Source organism: Aquimarina hainanensis (genome assembly GCF_042684685.1).
In the GTDB taxonomy this organism is placed as follows: domain Bacteria; phylum Bacteroidota; class Bacteroidia; order Flavobacteriales; family Flavobacteriaceae; genus Aquimarina; species Aquimarina hainanensis.
The window spans coordinates 148,592-164,824 of sequence record NZ_JBHULX010000003.1; the positions used below are offsets into that span (position 1 = coordinate 148,592).

The 16,233-nt window shown below is 33.2% G+C and carries 16 protein-coding genes; all 16 read right to left on the reverse strand.

The genetic code is table 11. The features are described from left to right. Positions 1–177: 177 nt before the first annotated feature. Positions 178–714, reverse strand: coding sequence for a GNAT family N-acetyltransferase (locus tag ACFSTE_RS04760; RefSeq protein WP_378255754.1), 537 nt, complete (start codon positions 712–714; stop codon positions 178–180). Between the two features lie 73 nt (positions 715–787). Then, a complete protein-coding gene (locus ACFSTE_RS04765) occupies positions 788–1,567 on the reverse strand; it encodes an alpha/beta fold hydrolase (RefSeq protein WP_378255752.1) in 780 nt (259 codons plus the stop codon). 325 nt (positions 1,568–1,892) lie between these two features. Beyond that, positions 1,893–2,093 carry a hypothetical protein gene (locus tag ACFSTE_RS04770; RefSeq protein WP_378255750.1) on the reverse strand — a complete coding sequence of 67 codons (201 nt, stop codon included), beginning with the start codon at positions 2,091–2,093 and terminating at the stop codon, positions 1,893–1,895. Positions 2,094–2,095: 2 nt separating this feature from the next. Further along, positions 2,096–3,505, reverse strand: a complete 1,410-nt coding sequence (locus ACFSTE_RS04775; RefSeq protein ID WP_378255748.1) for an amidohydrolase family protein — start codon at positions 3,503–3,505, stop codon at positions 2,096–2,098. Positions 3,506–3,888: 383 nt separating this feature from the next. Further along, positions 3,889–4,326 carry a hypothetical protein gene (locus ACFSTE_RS04780; protein WP_378255746.1) on the reverse strand — a complete coding sequence of 146 codons (438 nt, stop codon included), beginning with the start codon at positions 4,324–4,326 and terminating at the stop codon, positions 3,889–3,891. 5 nt (positions 4,327–4,331) lie between these two features. Further along, on the reverse strand, positions 4,332–4,751 hold the full coding sequence (locus ACFSTE_RS04785) for a GNAT family N-acetyltransferase (protein WP_176029638.1): 420 nt from the start codon (positions 4,749–4,751) through the stop codon (positions 4,332–4,334). A gap of 78 nt (positions 4,752–4,829) precedes the next feature. Further along, positions 4,830–6,029 (reverse strand): C45 family autoproteolytic acyltransferase/hydolase, encoded by a 1,200-nt coding sequence (locus tag ACFSTE_RS04790; RefSeq protein ID WP_378255744.1) that lies wholly within the window; start codon positions 6,027–6,029, stop codon positions 4,830–4,832. 55 nt (positions 6,030–6,084) lie between these two features. Beyond that, the gene (locus ACFSTE_RS04795; RefSeq protein WP_378255742.1) at positions 6,085–6,576 is read right to left on the reverse strand and encodes a DUF1572 domain-containing protein; all 492 of its coding nucleotides are present in this window, start codon (positions 6,574–6,576) and stop codon (positions 6,085–6,087) included. A gap of 172 nt (positions 6,577–6,748) precedes the next feature. Then, positions 6,749–7,291, reverse strand: a complete 543-nt coding sequence (locus ACFSTE_RS04800) for a DUF1572 family protein (RefSeq protein ID WP_176029641.1) — start codon at positions 7,289–7,291, stop codon at positions 6,749–6,751. 112 nt (positions 7,292–7,403) lie between these two features. Further along, complete coding sequence (locus tag ACFSTE_RS04805) at positions 7,404–8,528, reverse strand: alpha/beta hydrolase (protein WP_378297993.1); 1,125 nt, start codon at positions 8,526–8,528, stop codon at positions 7,404–7,406. 133 nt (positions 8,529–8,661) lie between these two features. Further along, on the reverse strand, positions 8,662–9,372 hold the full coding sequence (locus tag ACFSTE_RS04810; RefSeq protein WP_378255738.1) for a CPBP family intramembrane glutamic endopeptidase: 711 nt from the start codon (positions 9,370–9,372) through the stop codon (positions 8,662–8,664). A gap of 181 nt (positions 9,373–9,553) precedes the next feature. Beyond that, positions 9,554–10,141, reverse strand: coding sequence for a hypothetical protein (locus ACFSTE_RS04815; RefSeq protein WP_378255736.1), 588 nt, complete (start codon positions 10,139–10,141; stop codon positions 9,554–9,556). Positions 10,142–10,261: 120 nt separating this feature from the next. After that, on the reverse strand, positions 10,262–10,894 hold the full coding sequence (locus ACFSTE_RS04820) for a LysE family translocator (RefSeq protein WP_378297995.1): 633 nt from the start codon (positions 10,892–10,894) through the stop codon (positions 10,262–10,264). Between the two features lie 40 nt (positions 10,895–10,934). Then, the gene (locus tag ACFSTE_RS04825) at positions 10,935–12,041 is read right to left on the reverse strand and encodes an SMI1/KNR4 family protein (RefSeq protein ID WP_378255734.1); all 1,107 of its coding nucleotides are present in this window, start codon (positions 12,039–12,041) and stop codon (positions 10,935–10,937) included. A gap of 153 nt (positions 12,042–12,194) precedes the next feature. Further along, positions 12,195–15,371, reverse strand: a complete 3,177-nt coding sequence (locus ACFSTE_RS04830; RefSeq protein WP_378255732.1) for a M1 family aminopeptidase — start codon at positions 15,369–15,371, stop codon at positions 12,195–12,197. Next, complete coding sequence (locus ACFSTE_RS04835) at positions 15,368–16,231, reverse strand: ABC transporter ATP-binding protein (RefSeq protein WP_378255729.1); 864 nt, start codon at positions 16,229–16,231, stop codon at positions 15,368–15,370. Before ACFSTE_RS04835 ends, ACFSTE_RS04830 begins: the two co-directional genes overlap by 4 nt. Positions 16,232–16,233 lie beyond the last annotated feature (2 nt).

Sequence of the window (16,233 nt, forward strand, 5' to 3'; positions counted from 1 at the left end):
AAAAATAGGCATATTTTATACAAGGACTTAAAATTTATGAATAAAAGTAGTCGAATCATCTTCTATTAAATAAATCAGAGGCTAAAGAATTCTAGCAAATACCTAAGAGAAGTATTCTCCCTGGATTTTACAGCACTGCTTTTGATTTTTAACTTTTGAAAGAGAGAAGAAATGTGTTTAAAGTGATTTATCTCTTGCTATAAGCTTATTAGTACAGGAATACCAAATTGCATCTTTGCTTCCAGGTTCATAAGGAGCAAGTCTATCGAATTTCATTCCAATTTTTTTCATTACGTTGATCGAAGCTGCATTTTCTTTCATCGCTATTGCAATAATCTTTTCTAATTTAAGAGTATCAAATCCGTATTGTAGAATGGCACGAGCTGCCTCTGTTGCTATTCCTAATCCCCAATATTCGGGTAAAAACCTATAACCGAGGTCAATTTCGTCAAACTCTGGCAGGTATGCTAATCCTGCCCAACCGACACATTGTTGTTCACTTTTCAGGATAGTAGCCCACCTGCCAAATCCATATCTTTTATAGTTACTAATTCTTCCCTTTATTGCTTGTACGATTTCTTCCACAGACTGTACTACAGGTTCTCCCGTATACTGTTGTACAATTGGATCAGCATGTAGCCTGAATAAGGCTTCCTTATCATCAAGTGTAATCTCTCTTAATACTAACCTTTCTGTTTCTATTAAAACGCTCATTTTATTATTTAAGTGGGGTATATGCGTATGAGGACATAAATTAATAATTATTTTCTTAGCATGGATTATCTTATTATACAGAGTTCTTTAGTATATGGTTTATGATTTTTGCAGCTTGTACTGGTTTTTCCAATGGAAATAAATGCCCTTCGTCAAGTGTAATCATATTAAAATTCGGGAACTTTCTTTTCCACCATTTGGCATCTGATTTTCTAAACATATTGCTTTTGCTTCCATAAATAATTGTTCCATTTAGTTTTTCTATCCCTGCAGGAAGTTTGGTGTATGTACTTCGATATATTGCTGATTCTATTTCTTTCGAAAAAGCCAGCTCAACTCCATTTTCTGTTTTTTTTAACCCATATTGAATATAGTCAGCCAGGCAATTTTTATGGAGTCCCTGAAATATACTTTTAGATTCAAAATACTCTTTGGCTTCATCTCTTGATCGAAAAACAGATTTTCTCTTTAAAGTTCGTTTTGCAGGACCGATGTAGCTGGATAACCCTATTTTTTTCATAATGACTATTAATCGTCTCTTCCAGGGGTGATAGAGAATAGGTTCTAAGACGATTATTTTTTTGAAAAGATGGGGTTTTAAAGACGCAGCAATGAGCATAAGAACACCCCCTGTAGAATGTCCAATACCAATAATAGGTTCGTTATACTTTTTTTCGATTGAATCAATTAATTCTAAGGCTAGATTCTCGAGGTTTTCATCTAACTTAAATTGGTTATGTCCCATGAGGTCAACATAATGTATATCGGCACTTTCAATCGAATTGAAAAGGCAATTAAAGCATTTGGCAGGAAAACCATTTGAATGGGCAAACTGTATCAGGTGTCTTTTCATTTTTATAGTCTTCTGGATATATTGATCTTATATAAAAGTAGTAACGAATTTATTTCTTGTTACCCATAGCTTTTATTTCATCAATTTCCTTTTCAATCAATTTTTGGTTAATTATGCTTTTCTCAATTATCACTTTTTGTTTCGTTTTTTTCCAAAAAGGAAATATGCCGTTAAATGAAACACTTAATTCAGAAAACTCTCCATTTTTACTTTCGATTTCAGTTTTGGTCTTATAATGAAATTTACCTTTGTAATATTCTGTGATTCTCTTTCTTTTTGTGAGCGAATTTAATAATAGGTCTATAATTTCATTAATATCATGAAATTATGGATTAAAATGCAGATGAGAAACTCCATTCCCAATAGTCAACTCTCTATCATCACAAGAAAACCAAAAATTAGTGCCTGTTATAGAAATATAGGTTTCTTTATATCCGTCATCATATTCCTCAATAGTTATATTTAACTTGCCACCCAGATGCTTTTTTAAGAATGCCTCTGTTTTTTTGAAGATGACTTGATGCATTTTTAATTATTTTTTAAACTATTCAACAGTTTTTTCCAGTTGTATTTTTCTTTATTAGCATTATTCCATTGTTCCAGATCAGAAAGCATTGTATCAATTTTATTTTTACTAATCCATTGGCCATTGACAAAGACTCCTGAAATTGTACGGGTATGACTAATATCTTTTAAAGGGTTTTTATCAAGTAAAACTAAATCAGCGAACTTAGCAATTTCTATGGTTCCTATTTTGTCTTCAATCCCAAGCCATTCTGCACCTAACCTTGTTGCAGAAACTAACGCTTCTTCATTGGTTAATCCTGCTTTTACTAAGAATTTGAGTTCATCATGAAGAGAAAAGCCCCAAACAATTCCCGAAATACCGGCATCAGTTCCTGTTACCATAGGCACAGCTGATTCTTTAAAGGCTTTGATGATAAGTTTATGAAAGTCAGCTTGTTTTTGGAAGTGTTCAATTAATTGTGCAGAAGCTCCTTCAAATTGATTTGCAGTCAACCATTTACTTTGCATTAATGGGTGTACATATTTTAAACTAGTTAAAGATGCGACATTGTTCAGGGATTTTGCCTGTGCAATAATAGATTCCATATTGGTTAAATTAGGAATTAGCCAGGTGCCATTTTCTTTAGCCAGTCGAGCAAATTCTTGAGCCTTTTTATAACTATAATCATCAGTTTGTTTAGACAATTCTTCAGCATGAGCGATCAGACCAAAGTGCGGAATAAAAAAATCTTCAGCTGGTTTTCCTTCAAATGCCACTGGAATATGTCCCACAACTTTCATGTCTTGCTTTTTGGCTTCATCTATAACTGCTTTAAAGGTTTCTTCATTGAGCCAGGTATATACTTTGATGAATTCATATTGCTCTTCTTTAGCAATGCGTACTGCATTTCTTCCATCAGAAGGGGTATTAGCTGTTGTATTTGATTTTCTTCCGCCAATTACTTTGGCCAGAGCTATTCTCGGACCGATTACATTACCTCGTATAATTTCATTACGTTGCCCTATATGTTCTGGTCTTGCACCTAAATCAAACACTGTTGTAACACCATTAGCAATATACGGAGTCATATTATTTTGAGTGTCATAGCTTACTAATGGTCCTTTTGTTGGGTATAATACAAAAGGACTTCCATCAGCCAGAGAATGTACATGCATATCGATCAACCCGGGAATAAGCCACTTTCCTGTTCCGTCAATTATTTGCGAATTTGCAGGAATAGTCCCGTTGATTGACTGTATTTTTTGATTGTGAATTACAATAGTTGCATTCGGGATGATTTTATGGTCAGTTGTCATAGGAATTATATTCACATTTTTTATGACATAAGCAGGATTCTCTGATGGTGATTTGTACTGTGCATTTAGATTAGCAATGAGAAATGCTAAGATTAGGAGATTTAAATATTTCATTTTGATTTTTTGATTGATGATCATATCAATGAGACGGGGAATTCTTATTTTGGTTACACTATAAAAGACGAAAGTATTTAGTACTTCAGTGCTTTTTAATGTTGTTTAGGGGTTATTTGTAATTGTTGATCCTTTGCTCTTTTCTTTGAATTGATTGAAAGGGTTGATTTCTTTCTCATATTCCTATTTGCATATGATCTCCCTTTTTCCATCCCTCCGTCTTCAACATAGTTATGAGAGGAGAAACTAGGAGATACGGATTGTTATTTCTGAATCAATGTATCAATTTTGGGAGTTCCTGTTTCGAAATCAGTTTGAGGAGTGTCATCCAGGAGTCGTAAAATGGTTGTATTAATGAATTGTATCCTTTTATTAGCAAGTATCTACTCTAGTTTTTTAAATACTACTTTTACGGTGCTTGCTTTTGAATTTTTTAGATTTTTTTCGTTCCATACGGGAGGGAAATGGTATGCTGAGAATTGACCTTTTTTCTTTTCGATGATCAGATATCTATAGATTGTATTCCTGGGCTCAGAAGTATATCCGGGGATAACAGGTTTTGCTCTTAGCGTTAATGTATCATTTTTTATATACCAGTTCTCTAAATCTTCTTTCATGTTATCAAACAATTGAAGCTTTTTATCTACGTATTTTCCAGATCCCATGATTCCTGTTCCATCCATATTCAATTTGATAGAAAAGACCCAACCAGAGAGGCTTGGCTCTGTAACCCATTCGCCTGTGAAAAAAGCAGTTTTTTCTTGTCCCAAAAGCGGATGTACTATGGTAATAATAAGAGCTGATAGAAATACTTTTTTCATGTTTTTTATTTGATTAAATCTTTTTCCAAAATGAGCATATGTTTGCATTGTATTTCGTTTTCGAAAATTGGGTTGGGATACTTCTCGACAAAAAAGTTTTTCAGAATTCTATCTATTTCAAATCCAACTTTCTGATAAAGTGTCAGCTGTCCGATGCTAGAGTTTCCTGTTCCTATTATCAATTTTTTAAAGCCTGAGTCACGACTTATTTTTTCGGCATACGCCAATAGTGCTTTTCCGTATCCTTTTTTTTGTTGAGATTCCTTAATCGCTATATTTTTTATTTCAATGGTAGTCGCATTTATTTTATGAAGTACAATAACTCCAATGGTTTCCATATTAGACACAGCAATATAACAAGTTCCGGAAGCTAGGTAAGATTCGATTTGAATTCTCGATGGGTCTGCTAATTCAAGTAGGTCCATCGGGATTTTTTCTGAAATTGTTAAAGGTCTAATGTGTATATCTAATTGTGGCAATTTTTGGTTGTTTTTTTAATTGGTTTAAAATTTTAATTCTATGTATGCTGTTTCATGGGGTTTTCCCGGTGCAATTAAAAATTGAGGGTTTTCTGATAGTACATAAATGACACTTGCATAGGTGTATGTGTTGCTTAATACATCATATCCATCATGATCTTTGGAACTGAGCACTTCTTTTATTTCTTCAATACCGAACTCATTATTTTCTTTATTAAATCGTTTTTCAAATGATGGTAATCTCTGACAGAACCCTTTTGTATCGAAAAGAGTAAAACCATTTTCTTCCAAAGCTTCCAGGTACCAATTACTATAATCATTATTACTAAGAGGATGATTGGTGTGATATGTGAAATTAGCTTCTTCATATGGTTTGAATTCTTCGATGGAATTTGCTGAAGATTCTAAAGACGTTACCTGATGCAATCCTCCAATAAGATAATTTTGACCTGAGGCATGTTTAACTGTCTTTATCCAATTGATAGCTTCTGAATATTCATTTTTATCCAGAACACCTCTTACAATTGAACTAACAGGCAATCCTTTTGATTGAGAATTTAACTGCATCAGAATATTACAGTTTATAGAGACATTAGAATTATTCATACCTGTGATACCGATATGCCCGGGAATTGTTAATATCATTAATTCCTTGCCAGTTTCATCGGTAAAATTCATAACTGTTTGATACCCGTGAAAATAAGTAGGAATGTCCATATTTTGAGCAGCAAGAGTTGGATGGCTATTACTTTTATTAATTCCGATTGAACTACATTTATGAGCAAAGAGATATTTCGTACTAAAGAAGAATTCATCTCCAAGTTGGTGCATAAAAATAATTTCATGAGGAATCCCAGATCCATCAGAGATTCCTTTAATTTCTTCTAGAAGGTTTGGAGTCCATTTCTTCATAGAGGAGACAAAATTCGTTTTACTTAAAAATCTTTTTATAAAGGTTAATGGTTCCTCCTTGGTTGTTCTTCCAATGTCTGCTAATAATGAATCGGTTACTGTCTTTATTTCATCTTTTAGTAAACGACCGTGCTGAACCCCCCTTTCATATGGAGTACCCGAAAGATGTAAGATTTTTAATTTGCCATCAGCAACAATCTCTAACGGGGCAACTGTTTCTGCTGTGGTTTTCTGTTTTGTTTTATTATCTTTCTTATCCTGGCATTGACAAGAAGCTAAAAGGATAAAAACCAGAAAGATTATTTTATTCATGTTAATTGTATCTGTATTAGTGTTAGCGGCTATGTAAAAGTGTTTTAATACTTTTTTACATAGTGTTTGGACTCGTTTTTTTCTTGTTGATTAGTTTTTTAATTATCAGAATTTGACCTAAGTGATAATTGGTGTGTTCTATCATTACGTCAATATTGCGTTTATAGGTTCCATATTTCTCATAAACAAAACATTCTGAGAGTTTATCCTCTGTCATTTCTCCCACTATGGAGATTAATTTTTCAGCATCAGTACAAAATCGATGTGTCAACTTATTCCAATCTTCTTCGGATGTAATAGGAGGAGCATCAAAACTAAAGGCATCCCTTATTTCTAGAGGACCTCCTTGTAATACTTTTGTTACTCCATCAATATAGTAATGGATATGGAAAGTGAGTTTGGCTATAGAGTTTAAATCATAAACAGTTTCTATTGCATCTTTCCAGTCGATATTCAAGATTTGTTCTTTGAAGTTTGTTCCTGTTACCCATTTTCCATCAGTTAAAACTTCTCGTAGACGATTTGCTAAATACTCTGAAGTCTTCATGTGTTTACTTGATTACTACCAACGTTTACTATATGTTACGCAACAGGTAAAATGTTACCCGGTTTTCTGATTTTCTTTTGTGTAGGTCTTGAGTCTTTATAAAAATACAATAATCATTCGTGTGATGATAATTTTCTAAGTAGATAAGAACCAGTAATTATTTATAATAGTATTATAACTTATTTTGTTTAGCGTTTTGTTCAAACTCTAATTTAATATATTCATCTGATTTCCCTTTAGGGATTGACGGAGAATGCCATTTTTCATTCAAAATCATTTTTCCAATAAAAGCAATTTGACCAATATGATATGGATAATGAGCGATTTGCCGTGTTATGCTCTCGATTAATTTAACTTTTTTATTTCTAATTACAATTGGTGTGTGGAAATTGGTTTTATTAATACTGTTTAGGGCATTAAAAAGACAATCCCATCCTTTTTCCCATCGTTCAATTAATTCTGAATAGTGCAAGTGCTGGCTTGAAAATTCACGTTCACGATCTCTCCACTCTTTTTCTCCATCGCTTTCAAAAAAATCGGTCCATCGTGATAGCATGTTTTCCGACATGTGGAGTATGATGCATGCTATATCATTACTTTCTTCATTGTATTTCCAATACAAATCTTTTTCTGTCAATTGCAAAATTGTTTTATCCGCTACTTCTTTATAAGATCTAAATTGTTTTTTTATGTTTTCTAAGTATTCCTCTACCACTTTTTGTATGTTTTACTTCGCTATAACGGAGAGTATATAAATTGAGGAGATCCAAAGGAACTATACTTCCATATACAGCGTTATAGAATTGTTTCTGTTTTGTTTTAATAGATTATTTTTTCTTGTTTTTTGCCTTCAGTAGCCCTTGTTTCATTTTTTGATCAAAGTTAGCGTTTGGATATTTAGTAAGTCCCTGGTTAAAATATTTAATTGCATTTTCATAGTCTTGGTGCTTTAAATAAAATTGCCCGAAACGATGCTGCCAATATGCCGAAGCATATCTTTCAGTAGTTAATACATCTTTGAATTCAGTCATGAAAACATTAAAATATTTAAAATTATCTCTCTTCCAGGCTAACCAGATCAATCCATTTTTGGTGTTATCATCGATTTTTTTATTCCCCCAAAATCTTTTAGCGCGTTCGATAAAATAAGTAGTCAGGTAATCCATTCCTCCTAGATCTACATACTGCTGAATGCTCTCAAAAACCAGTGAGTCATAATTGTGATAATAATATTTCAACCCTTTGTACATTGCTAAATGTGCCAAAGTTTCATGTACTTCATCGTTAAACAAGCTGTATTTCCAAATAAGATTTTTAGGAGCACTCTTTTTTAATATTTTATGGAATGCTTCAGTTGAATTGATATAATAGATATCTTTTCTGGAATTCGCCATATATAGATAAGTATCTCTATCTGAGGTAATTTTTTTGACTCCTTCTTCTGAAGCATAGCCTCCATCAGTTATAATTGCTCCATTGAAGATATCATTCTTTTTTAAAATCAATTCACTTGTATAATAAGCAGCAGCTTCCCAACCAAAAATGAGCCGCTCATTAGTTGTCCTATAATTAGAATCGATAAAGCGAATAACTTCATTCACTAAAAAGTTAGTAAACTTTTGACTATCCTCTCCAAATAATGACCATCTGGATGAATCATTATCGTGAATACCTACAATAATCATTTCTGGAATTGCTCCGGGGGTGCGCAATGCTTTTTGAATTGATACTCCGCTAAAAAAATACCACTGTCCATCTAAGATATAAAATACGGGATATTTCTTTTTTGAATTCAAATATCCGTCAGGGGTGTAAATTTGAATTGTTCTATCCTCATTTAAGACAGTAGATTTAATGGTATGATTAATTCCGATTGTAATTGGTGAATTTTCCTGTGCACTACCTACTATATATATAAAGCAATAAATGATAAAAATTAATGAATGTTTCATGCCCTTTACTGTTTTATTTTGTTCATAGGTTTGGGTAAATATAAGTAATGGTTTTGTATAGCTGATCCGTTGTTCTTTTTTGAGCGTAAAAAACATTGGTTTTTATGTTTTTATCGTATTGCGGTCTGTTTTTTTATTCCAAAACCCTTCCCATCATAGAGCCGGCATTAAGTATGCAATGAGCAATAATTAGTGGCCATAAGTTTCGACCAAATTTTACATAGGCTATTCCCATAATTAGACCAATTATACCAACGGTAATTGATCTTTCAGAAAAATCATTAGAATGTCTAAAACCAAAAATTACAGCTTGTAGTACCACAGCAATTACAGTAGCGATAGATTTCGCAGAAAACAATTTTTCAATCCAGTTCATTAAAAAGCCTCTGTCTAACAATTCTTCTAACATTGACTCCAGTAGGATAAAAGGGATGATGAGAAAAAAATGCGACCAATTTCCTTTGAGATTCCCAAATTTAGAAACAGCACTTTCTGATGAGGTATCTGCTCCTAAGGAAAACGGTAAATGGTCTATTAAAATATTAAATGCGATTAATGAAATCATGGTAGTCGCAAGAATTAAAATTACAATTCCTAATACACCCCATAAGTTATTTGGTTTTCGCAAGCCTAATTCTTTCCAGGTAACATTTCTTGCTTTCATTCTCCATGTTGCTATCGCTAGGGTAATGAATGACCAAAAAAGACCATTGGCTATAAACCCGACCTGTGGGAGATAGATTTCTCTAACCAAAAACATTATAGAAATGTATACTACCAGATCAAAAAGAAACCCTTTGTAATCGGTTGGTTTTGTTTCAGTATTGATAGTATTGAGATTCATTTTGCTGTTTCATCTGTTGGTTCTTTATTAGACAACGTTTTTTCAAATTGTTACAATTCTAAATTTAATGCAGATTAACATGCAGGCTGTGAAGTGTAGAAACAGTTTGATAAGGTAGCTTTATACATTATGACTATTGTAGTAATCTTCACGGAAATGTAGCCTAATATGGGAATAAATATTATTCGCCAAGTTTGCTAAATTTTGATTTTCTAAATGTTCTTAGCATCTGTTTTTTATATAGGGGTCTGTCATTCGTCATATTTATTATAAAATCATATCCGTTTAAATATGTCCGATACATATTTTGCTCCATTATTTGTTTGTTATTTTGATAGATTTTAAGCGTGAATACTTCAAAAGGAACCCCGTCGATGGTTTCTTTATTAGAGGTAGAATCAACTGTTACCTCTTGTGCATTGAAAATATCATAGATATGCTTTTTAATCAAGGGGTACTTATCGTGCCACTCGTTTTTATAACTTTCCTTAAAGGGAATAATAGTTGATTGAAATTTTGAAATAGTGTTTTTGCGAAATGTTATTAATTTAATTTCCTTTCCTGTAATATTAGGAGTGATTCCTGATTCTTTTATCTTTTCTATTCCTTCTTTTATGTCTTTATCTAAATTTCTGGAACTTTCAATTTCCCAATTATCTATAAAAGCCATAGTCCAGCCTATTTCAGGAGTTGTGAAGGTTTTATTTTGTTTTGAACAACTTATAAAAATTGTGATTGCTATAGGAATTAATATTGTTTTAAATTTCATAAAGTTTAGTTTTACTCACCAAGTGAGATGCAAATGCTACGATATTTGTTGTGTCGAAATATTTTATAATAATTTCCCTTGAATGCTTTGTGGACTTCCTTCGGGGAGTTGCTTATGATATTATTTTGCTTTTGTCAGTGCCATTTTTACAGCAAGTCCGGTTAATATTGATGCCATAAACCATTTTTGAATCCGCAACCAAATAGGCTTTTTCGAAAACCAGGTTGCCATTCTAGCGGCAGAAATAACAATCAATAGATTTACTGTGAAACTTATAAGTATTTGAATAATGCCTAATTGAAAGCTCTGACTCAAAATAGTCCCATTTTCAGGTTTTATAAACTGTGGAAAAAACGACAGATAAAATACAGCCATTTTAGGATTTAGAACATTGGTCATAAAACCAATATTAAATAGTTTAATTGGTTTGTCAGCTTTTAAGTGCTGATGAACGTCAAAGATTTTATTTTCAGATTTTATTGCATTATACGCTAAGTAAAGAAGATACCCAACACCGAGAAATTTTACCACAATAAAAGCATAAGGAATCGCAAAAAATATAGCTGTTAAACCAAATGAAACCATCAGAATATGAAACAGGAATCCACTCATGACTCCCAAAAGAGATACTATTCCAGCATTTTTGCCCTGGGATAGGGATCTTGAGATCAAGTAAATCATATTTGGTCCAGGCGAAAGTACCATTAGTAAGGCTGCGAATCCAAATAAAAGAAGGTCATTAAACGGGATCATATTATTTTTATTTATTTCAGTTTTTTTAAACAGGATACATCTACGTTTTAGATTTGTAGGTATTCAATTTGTCAGCAATATATTTACTCTTTTTAAAAGGAATATGACCACTAGGTTTTCCATTTTTAGCCCACCATTCCTTATCTTGGATTTCATAGTTCAAGTATTCATCATTCAGTAGTCGTAACTTTTCTGTCATCGTCGCATCCGCACTTTGATCAATTTTAGTTCCGGAAATAGACCAATCCATTTTAATCCCCATTTCCAGTAACTCGCTTATTAATTCATAATTAGATTTAATTTCTGCCTGATATGTTGTTGTTAGATAATTTTGTAAAGGATATCGACCTTTATACATCTTATTAATATCTAATTGTAACTCTTCAACTAAGTAGTGAATAGTTGAGGCTTTTTTTGCATAGAGAAGTAGTCCATCCGTACTACAACCTTGTTTCAATAGAAAATCTAGCTTTAGTCTATCATCAACATATTTTTGTGGAATATTAGGATATCCATCTTCTGGCGGTTGTATATCTCCATAAATGGCAAAGACTTCTTTAAATCTTTGTAATCCCAAATCAGGATCATTTGGAGTGTAGTAAAAGTAATATTGAAATATCTTATTATCAGAATAATGAAGTTCTTTAAAATCAAAATCAGGATCATATTCTTCTTCATACCAGGAAGCAATGGTGAGTGAATTGAAAAACTCAGTAAATGAATTGGTATTGATTTTTACGATGCCATCTCCTCCAGAATAGTTTGCAAAATAGATCTGACCGTATTGATGCTGTTGCAGACTCATGAAATAGATCCCTCGATCGCCAAAAGCAAAAACCAATATTTCGTCATTGTTGAGGTTATGAGGAACAAAGTCTTCTGCTTCAATGTCATGAAGGGTATAGGTCATTGGATGTTTTTTCTGAATGATTATATCTCCAATGCTTAGAAATCGTTCAATGGACCATAGTTCAGCATCGTTTTCCGAATGTATTGTAGGATGGTTAGGGTAGGGGATTCCTCCATTATATTTAAGTAAAAAGGATTTAAAATCACTTGGGAATTTTTTATTCCATAATTCTTCTGCATCTTTAATTTCCCGAAGGGAAATGGTTGACTCCTCTTTGAATATTTTAATTTCTTTCATTTTCAACATGATGAAGGTTAACAGTCTTTAGTATGAAAAGCAGTGAATTTTTAGGGACTTATTTTTCTGATCAATACTGACCTTAAATTTATAAAACTCATTTTTATTGAAGTAGGTATCGTCTTATTTTTTATATGTGTAATGGTTGTAGGTTTAGGGTTTCCAAAACAAATCATTGATCTGTTGATGATATTTCACATCTGAAATTTTTAGAATCTCTTCTAACAAATCTGTTGAAATCGGTTTAGAGTTTGGATATTTAAAGTTGTTTAAAAAGTTTTTTAACGCAAGGTTCAGCGTGTTTTCTCCAATGAGTTGACTTAGTTCTACAAAGACAATAGCTCCTTTATTATAAGCAATATCGGTATGTTTTTTTGTAGCTTTTATTAGGGGAGTAGGCGCATGAAAACCTTTCTGAGCCTCGTAAATCTGCTTTTGTACAGCAAGACGTTCTATCATCTTATCATTTCCATGCATTTGTTTATAAATCATCATTTCGGTGTACATAGCCAAACTTTCGGTAAGCATGGCATATCCTTCTCGGTAGTCAGGGGCAATTTGATTGTTTCCCCACCAAAAATGAGCAACTTCATGACCCGCTAATTCATTAATCACGTCTTGATTATCACCTGCTTTTACATGGGCGTGAAATGCCATATTCTCTGTCATAAAAACAACTCCGGGATAAGCAGTTCCATTAAATCCCTGAGAAAAAGAAGAAATCTCAGCAAAAACAATTGAATCAAACGGATATAAACCAAAGTTTTTGTTGCAATACGCTAAGGTAAGCATAGTGTTCTTGATCAGTTCATCTACATTCTGATCGTGTAGAGGATTATAATAGACCTCAATAGAAACTCCTTTATACATTGCTTTTTTTACACTATATCCGGCAGAAGACAACGCAAAGCGAAATGGAATATTCTCGGCTTCATATTGAACATAGGACCTTCCGTTTTCGTGCCATTTTTTATGAAGCATTCCTGTACCGATAGCAATTTGGCTGTCATCCACAGAAATTTGCATTTTCAGATCGATAAACGTATCTATATAAGTTCTTTCGGCTTCCAAGGGTTTTATATCAGTCACTTTTCCTAAACCATATTTTTTACGGGTATCTTCGTCTTTAATTTCACGGTCTGCATCATAGCCGAAAAAGGGAAAATATTGACTGATCCGCATAAATGAACCATTATCAATAATTGCATTAAAAGGCTGGTGCCCGTTAACTGGCAGCCATTGATAATGAAGTGTAAACGAAAGTTGAGTGGAATCATTTGGTTGTATCGGTTGTTCTAGTATCAGTAGATTATCCGAGTTTTTTAACCGAAGTGTTCGATTTTTGGTTTGGAAGATCATAGATTGAATCTCGAAATCCTTTGGGATAGAAATCAACAAGGAATCCAGCGGAACAGCATGTAGATTTTTAATCAGATACTGTCCCTTGATGGTATAGGATTTTTTTTCTGGAAATAAATCAATTTCAGTGATAACATTTTTAATGGTTGGTTGTGGTATAGTTTCAAATTTTCTGTACAATTTTTCATAGTTTGCCATTTCAGATAAAAGAGTTTCCTTATCCTGTAAGTTGTAGCCGTTCAAATAGGATTTTGAAGACACAAGACCTATACAAAGCATGAGAGAAAGAAGGAGTAATCCAATCCATTTTTTTCCTGTATGTTGTATAAGAAAATGAGTTATAAATAGAACACTGAGCATTGAAAAACCAAAGATCAAACGCAATCCAAAAACAGGTAAATACGGACCGTATCCTATAAAATCACTATACGTACCGAGATAACCTGATAGGAATCGAAATAACGAGTTATGGAGGATGTAGTTTGAGATAGGCGTAGCAAAGAAGAAAAAGAATAGTATAGAAATGACTAATGCCAACGTTTTTGTAGTAGCCAAATTGTTGATGAATAGTAAAAAACCAAGCAGTAATAAAAGTGGAAATGTATTATATACAATCACACCCCAATAGGCATTCCAATCAAAAACAGGGTAGTTGTAAATGAATTGAAATAGGATGGCTTCAGCTAAAAGTAAAACAGTCAAAAAAGTAACTAATAGGGTGAGGCTACCAAAATGGCCTATCAATTTTTGATTGGAATAATAGGTGGTATCCTGAATAATAGAGAACCCCGAGGCTTCACTACACCAATAGGTATCATTTACAAAATACACCAAGACCAAAGCACCAACTGGATAAAAAATGCCATTAATGGTTTGCGCCAAAAGTCCTGAAGAGGCATAGTTCTCGGGAAATCGAATCCCCATATCAATATCGGAATATAATTCTATTCCAAGATAGAAGAGTAGGAGTACCGAAACGACTATCAATGCTGTACTTTTGAATAAGTATAAGGTGTCTATCTTAAAAAAAGAACCTATGGATTGCCAGGTTGATTTGATACTGAAAATGGGGTTTATTGGAGTAAAAGAAGAATGGATATGTGATAGTACTGCTCTTCTCATTTTTCTAGATACCTTGTTTTTTCTTGTAGACTTAGGAACAAAAGAAAATGTTCTGCAACTAAAGTAAATACCGATAAAAGAAAATGTTAAGTATAGTAAACGGTTTATTGCAAAGTAATGAGTAAAAGGAACTACCATTGTACTTCGCTGTGCAATGGTAAGATCTTTACTTTCCATAAAATAGGCAGATAGTCCAAAGGGATCTGTAAAGGCTGAAATCTTTTGCGCAAGTAGCGATTGTGGTAATGCCTGTGCCATAAAAGGAGCATTAGAAAATAGCATGATAATCATGTAGAGTATATACAATGTCAATCCGCATAAGGCAACCAATAGTTTATTCTGAAATTTTTGAGCAACCCAAAAAAGTAATGAGCAGACAAGTAGTGCGTTAAGGCACCCAAAGACGATAAAAGGATACACAAAATGCCACAAATAAAAACCACTGTTCTCAGTATGAGCTAGTTTTATTTGAAGCCCGATAGTGAATCCGGTACTAATAGTAAGAAAAGCTAAAACAGTTAATGTATAAAAGGAGAAAAATCGAGAGAAGGCAAAAGCTTTTTTCCGGACAGGAGTTGTAAATACAATGAAACCAAAATTAGCATCTTTCTCCTTAAATAATACAAGGAACACCAGAATCGTAGCAATAAAAATAAGTAATAGACTCAATAAACCTATGATATATCCAAGGTTATAAGGTGCGTTTATAGCAAGGTGTTTTCCTAATGAGATTTTGAATTGAAACCCTACAAAATAGCCTATGCTCAATAAAAGTAGTACTCCAATATAGGCAAATTTTTGATGAAAAACACTGAATACATCGTTGTTAATAACTGCTTTTACCATCATGACAAATAATTAAAATAAACATGTTCTAAAGTTGGATTTATCGCTTGAAAGCTATCGGGTTGTTCGTCGGCAACTACTGTGACATTCATCACGCGTTCTACTAATTGGGTATTGATAACCTTATAATTTGTTTCGATAGCTGATATATCGTTTTTTTCAGTTTCCTTACTCCATAATTTTCCTTGTAGTTGTTTGATAAAATCTTTCGGCTTTCCTTGTACAATAAGTTTTCCCCGCTTCATAATTCCCATGGTAGAGCATAAATTCCGAACATCTTCTACTAGATGAGTGGATAGTATAATAATGATGTCTTCGCTGAGATCACTTAATAATGTGTTAAAACGGTTTCGCTCTTCGGGGTCTAAACCTGCGGTGGGTTCATCTACAATAACAATTTTAGGACTCCCCAATAATGCCTGTGCTACACCAAAGCGTTGTTTCATTCCTCCCGAAAATGTATGTACGGCTTTGTCCTTAGCATCTAAAAGGTTTACCTTTTCTAATAGGGTTATAATTTGCTTTTTCCTTTTTTGTGGATGATTTATACCTTTTAACTTGGCTAAATGTTCCAGTAAATTGTAGGCAGATATCTTTGGATATACCCCAAAATATTGCGGTAAAAACCCCAGGTGTTTTTGAATCTCAATTGGATTTTCAACAATATCCTGGTTATTAAACGTTATTGTTCCTTCTGAAGGTTTTTGTAGTCCTACAATGGCTTTCATTAATGAGGATTTGCCTGCTCCATTGGGACCCAACAGCCCGAAAATTCCATTCTTTATTTCTATAGTTAAGGCATTAAGCGCCTGGTACCCGTTGCTGTAGACAAGGGATACATTGTGGATATTTAATGTATTCATGT

Excerpts from the sequence above, each read along its gene's own strand:
- ACFSTE_RS04775 (WP_378255748.1), bottom strand. The coding sequence starts at position 3,505 with ATGAAATATTTAAATCTCCTAATCTTAGCATTTCTCATTGCTAATCTA.
- ACFSTE_RS04835 (WP_378255729.1), bottom strand. The coding sequence starts at position 16,231 with ATGAATACATTAAATATCCACAATGTATCCCTTGTCTACAGCAACGGG.
- ACFSTE_RS04815 (WP_378255736.1), bottom strand. The coding sequence starts at position 10,141 with ATGAAATTTAAAACAATATTAATTCCTATAGCAATCACAATTTTTATA.
- ACFSTE_RS04820 (WP_378297995.1), bottom strand. The coding sequence starts at position 10,894 with ATGATCCCGTTTAATGACCTTCTTTTATTTGGATTCGCAGCCTTACTA.
- ACFSTE_RS04760 (WP_378255754.1), bottom strand. The coding sequence starts at position 714 with ATGAGCGTTTTAATAGAAACAGAAAGGTTAGTATTAAGAGAGATTACA.
- ACFSTE_RS04770 (WP_378255750.1), bottom strand. The coding sequence starts at position 2,093 with ATGCATCAAGTCATCTTCAAAAAAACAGAGGCATTCTTAAAAAAGCAT.
- ACFSTE_RS04810 (WP_378255738.1), bottom strand. The coding sequence starts at position 9,372 with ATGAATCTCAATACTATCAATACTGAAACAAAACCAACCGATTACAAA.
- ACFSTE_RS04785 (WP_176029638.1), bottom strand. The coding sequence starts at position 4,751 with ATGGACCTACTTGAATTAGCAGACCCATCGAGAATTCAAATCGAATCT.
- ACFSTE_RS04795 (WP_378255742.1), bottom strand. The coding sequence starts at position 6,576 with ATGAAGACTTCAGAGTATTTAGCAAATCGTCTACGAGAAGTTTTAACT.
- ACFSTE_RS04765 (WP_378255752.1), bottom strand. The coding sequence starts at position 1,567 with ATGAAAAGACACCTGATACAGTTTGCCCATTCAAATGGTTTTCCTGCC.
- ACFSTE_RS04780 (WP_378255746.1), bottom strand. The coding sequence starts at position 4,326 with ATGAAAAAAGTATTTCTATCAGCTCTTATTATTACCATAGTACATCCG.
- ACFSTE_RS04830 (WP_378255732.1), bottom strand. The coding sequence starts at position 15,371 with ATGATGGTAAAAGCAGTTATTAACAACGATGTATTCAGTGTTTTTCAT.
- ACFSTE_RS04825 (WP_378255734.1), bottom strand. The coding sequence starts at position 12,041 with ATGAAAGAAATTAAAATATTCAAAGAGGAGTCAACCATTTCCCTTCGG.
- ACFSTE_RS04790 (WP_378255744.1), bottom strand. The coding sequence starts at position 6,029 with ATGAATAAAATAATCTTTCTGGTTTTTATCCTTTTAGCTTCTTGTCAA.
- ACFSTE_RS04805 (WP_378297993.1), bottom strand. The coding sequence starts at position 8,528 with ATGAAACATTCATTAATTTTTATCATTTATTGCTTTATATATATAGTA.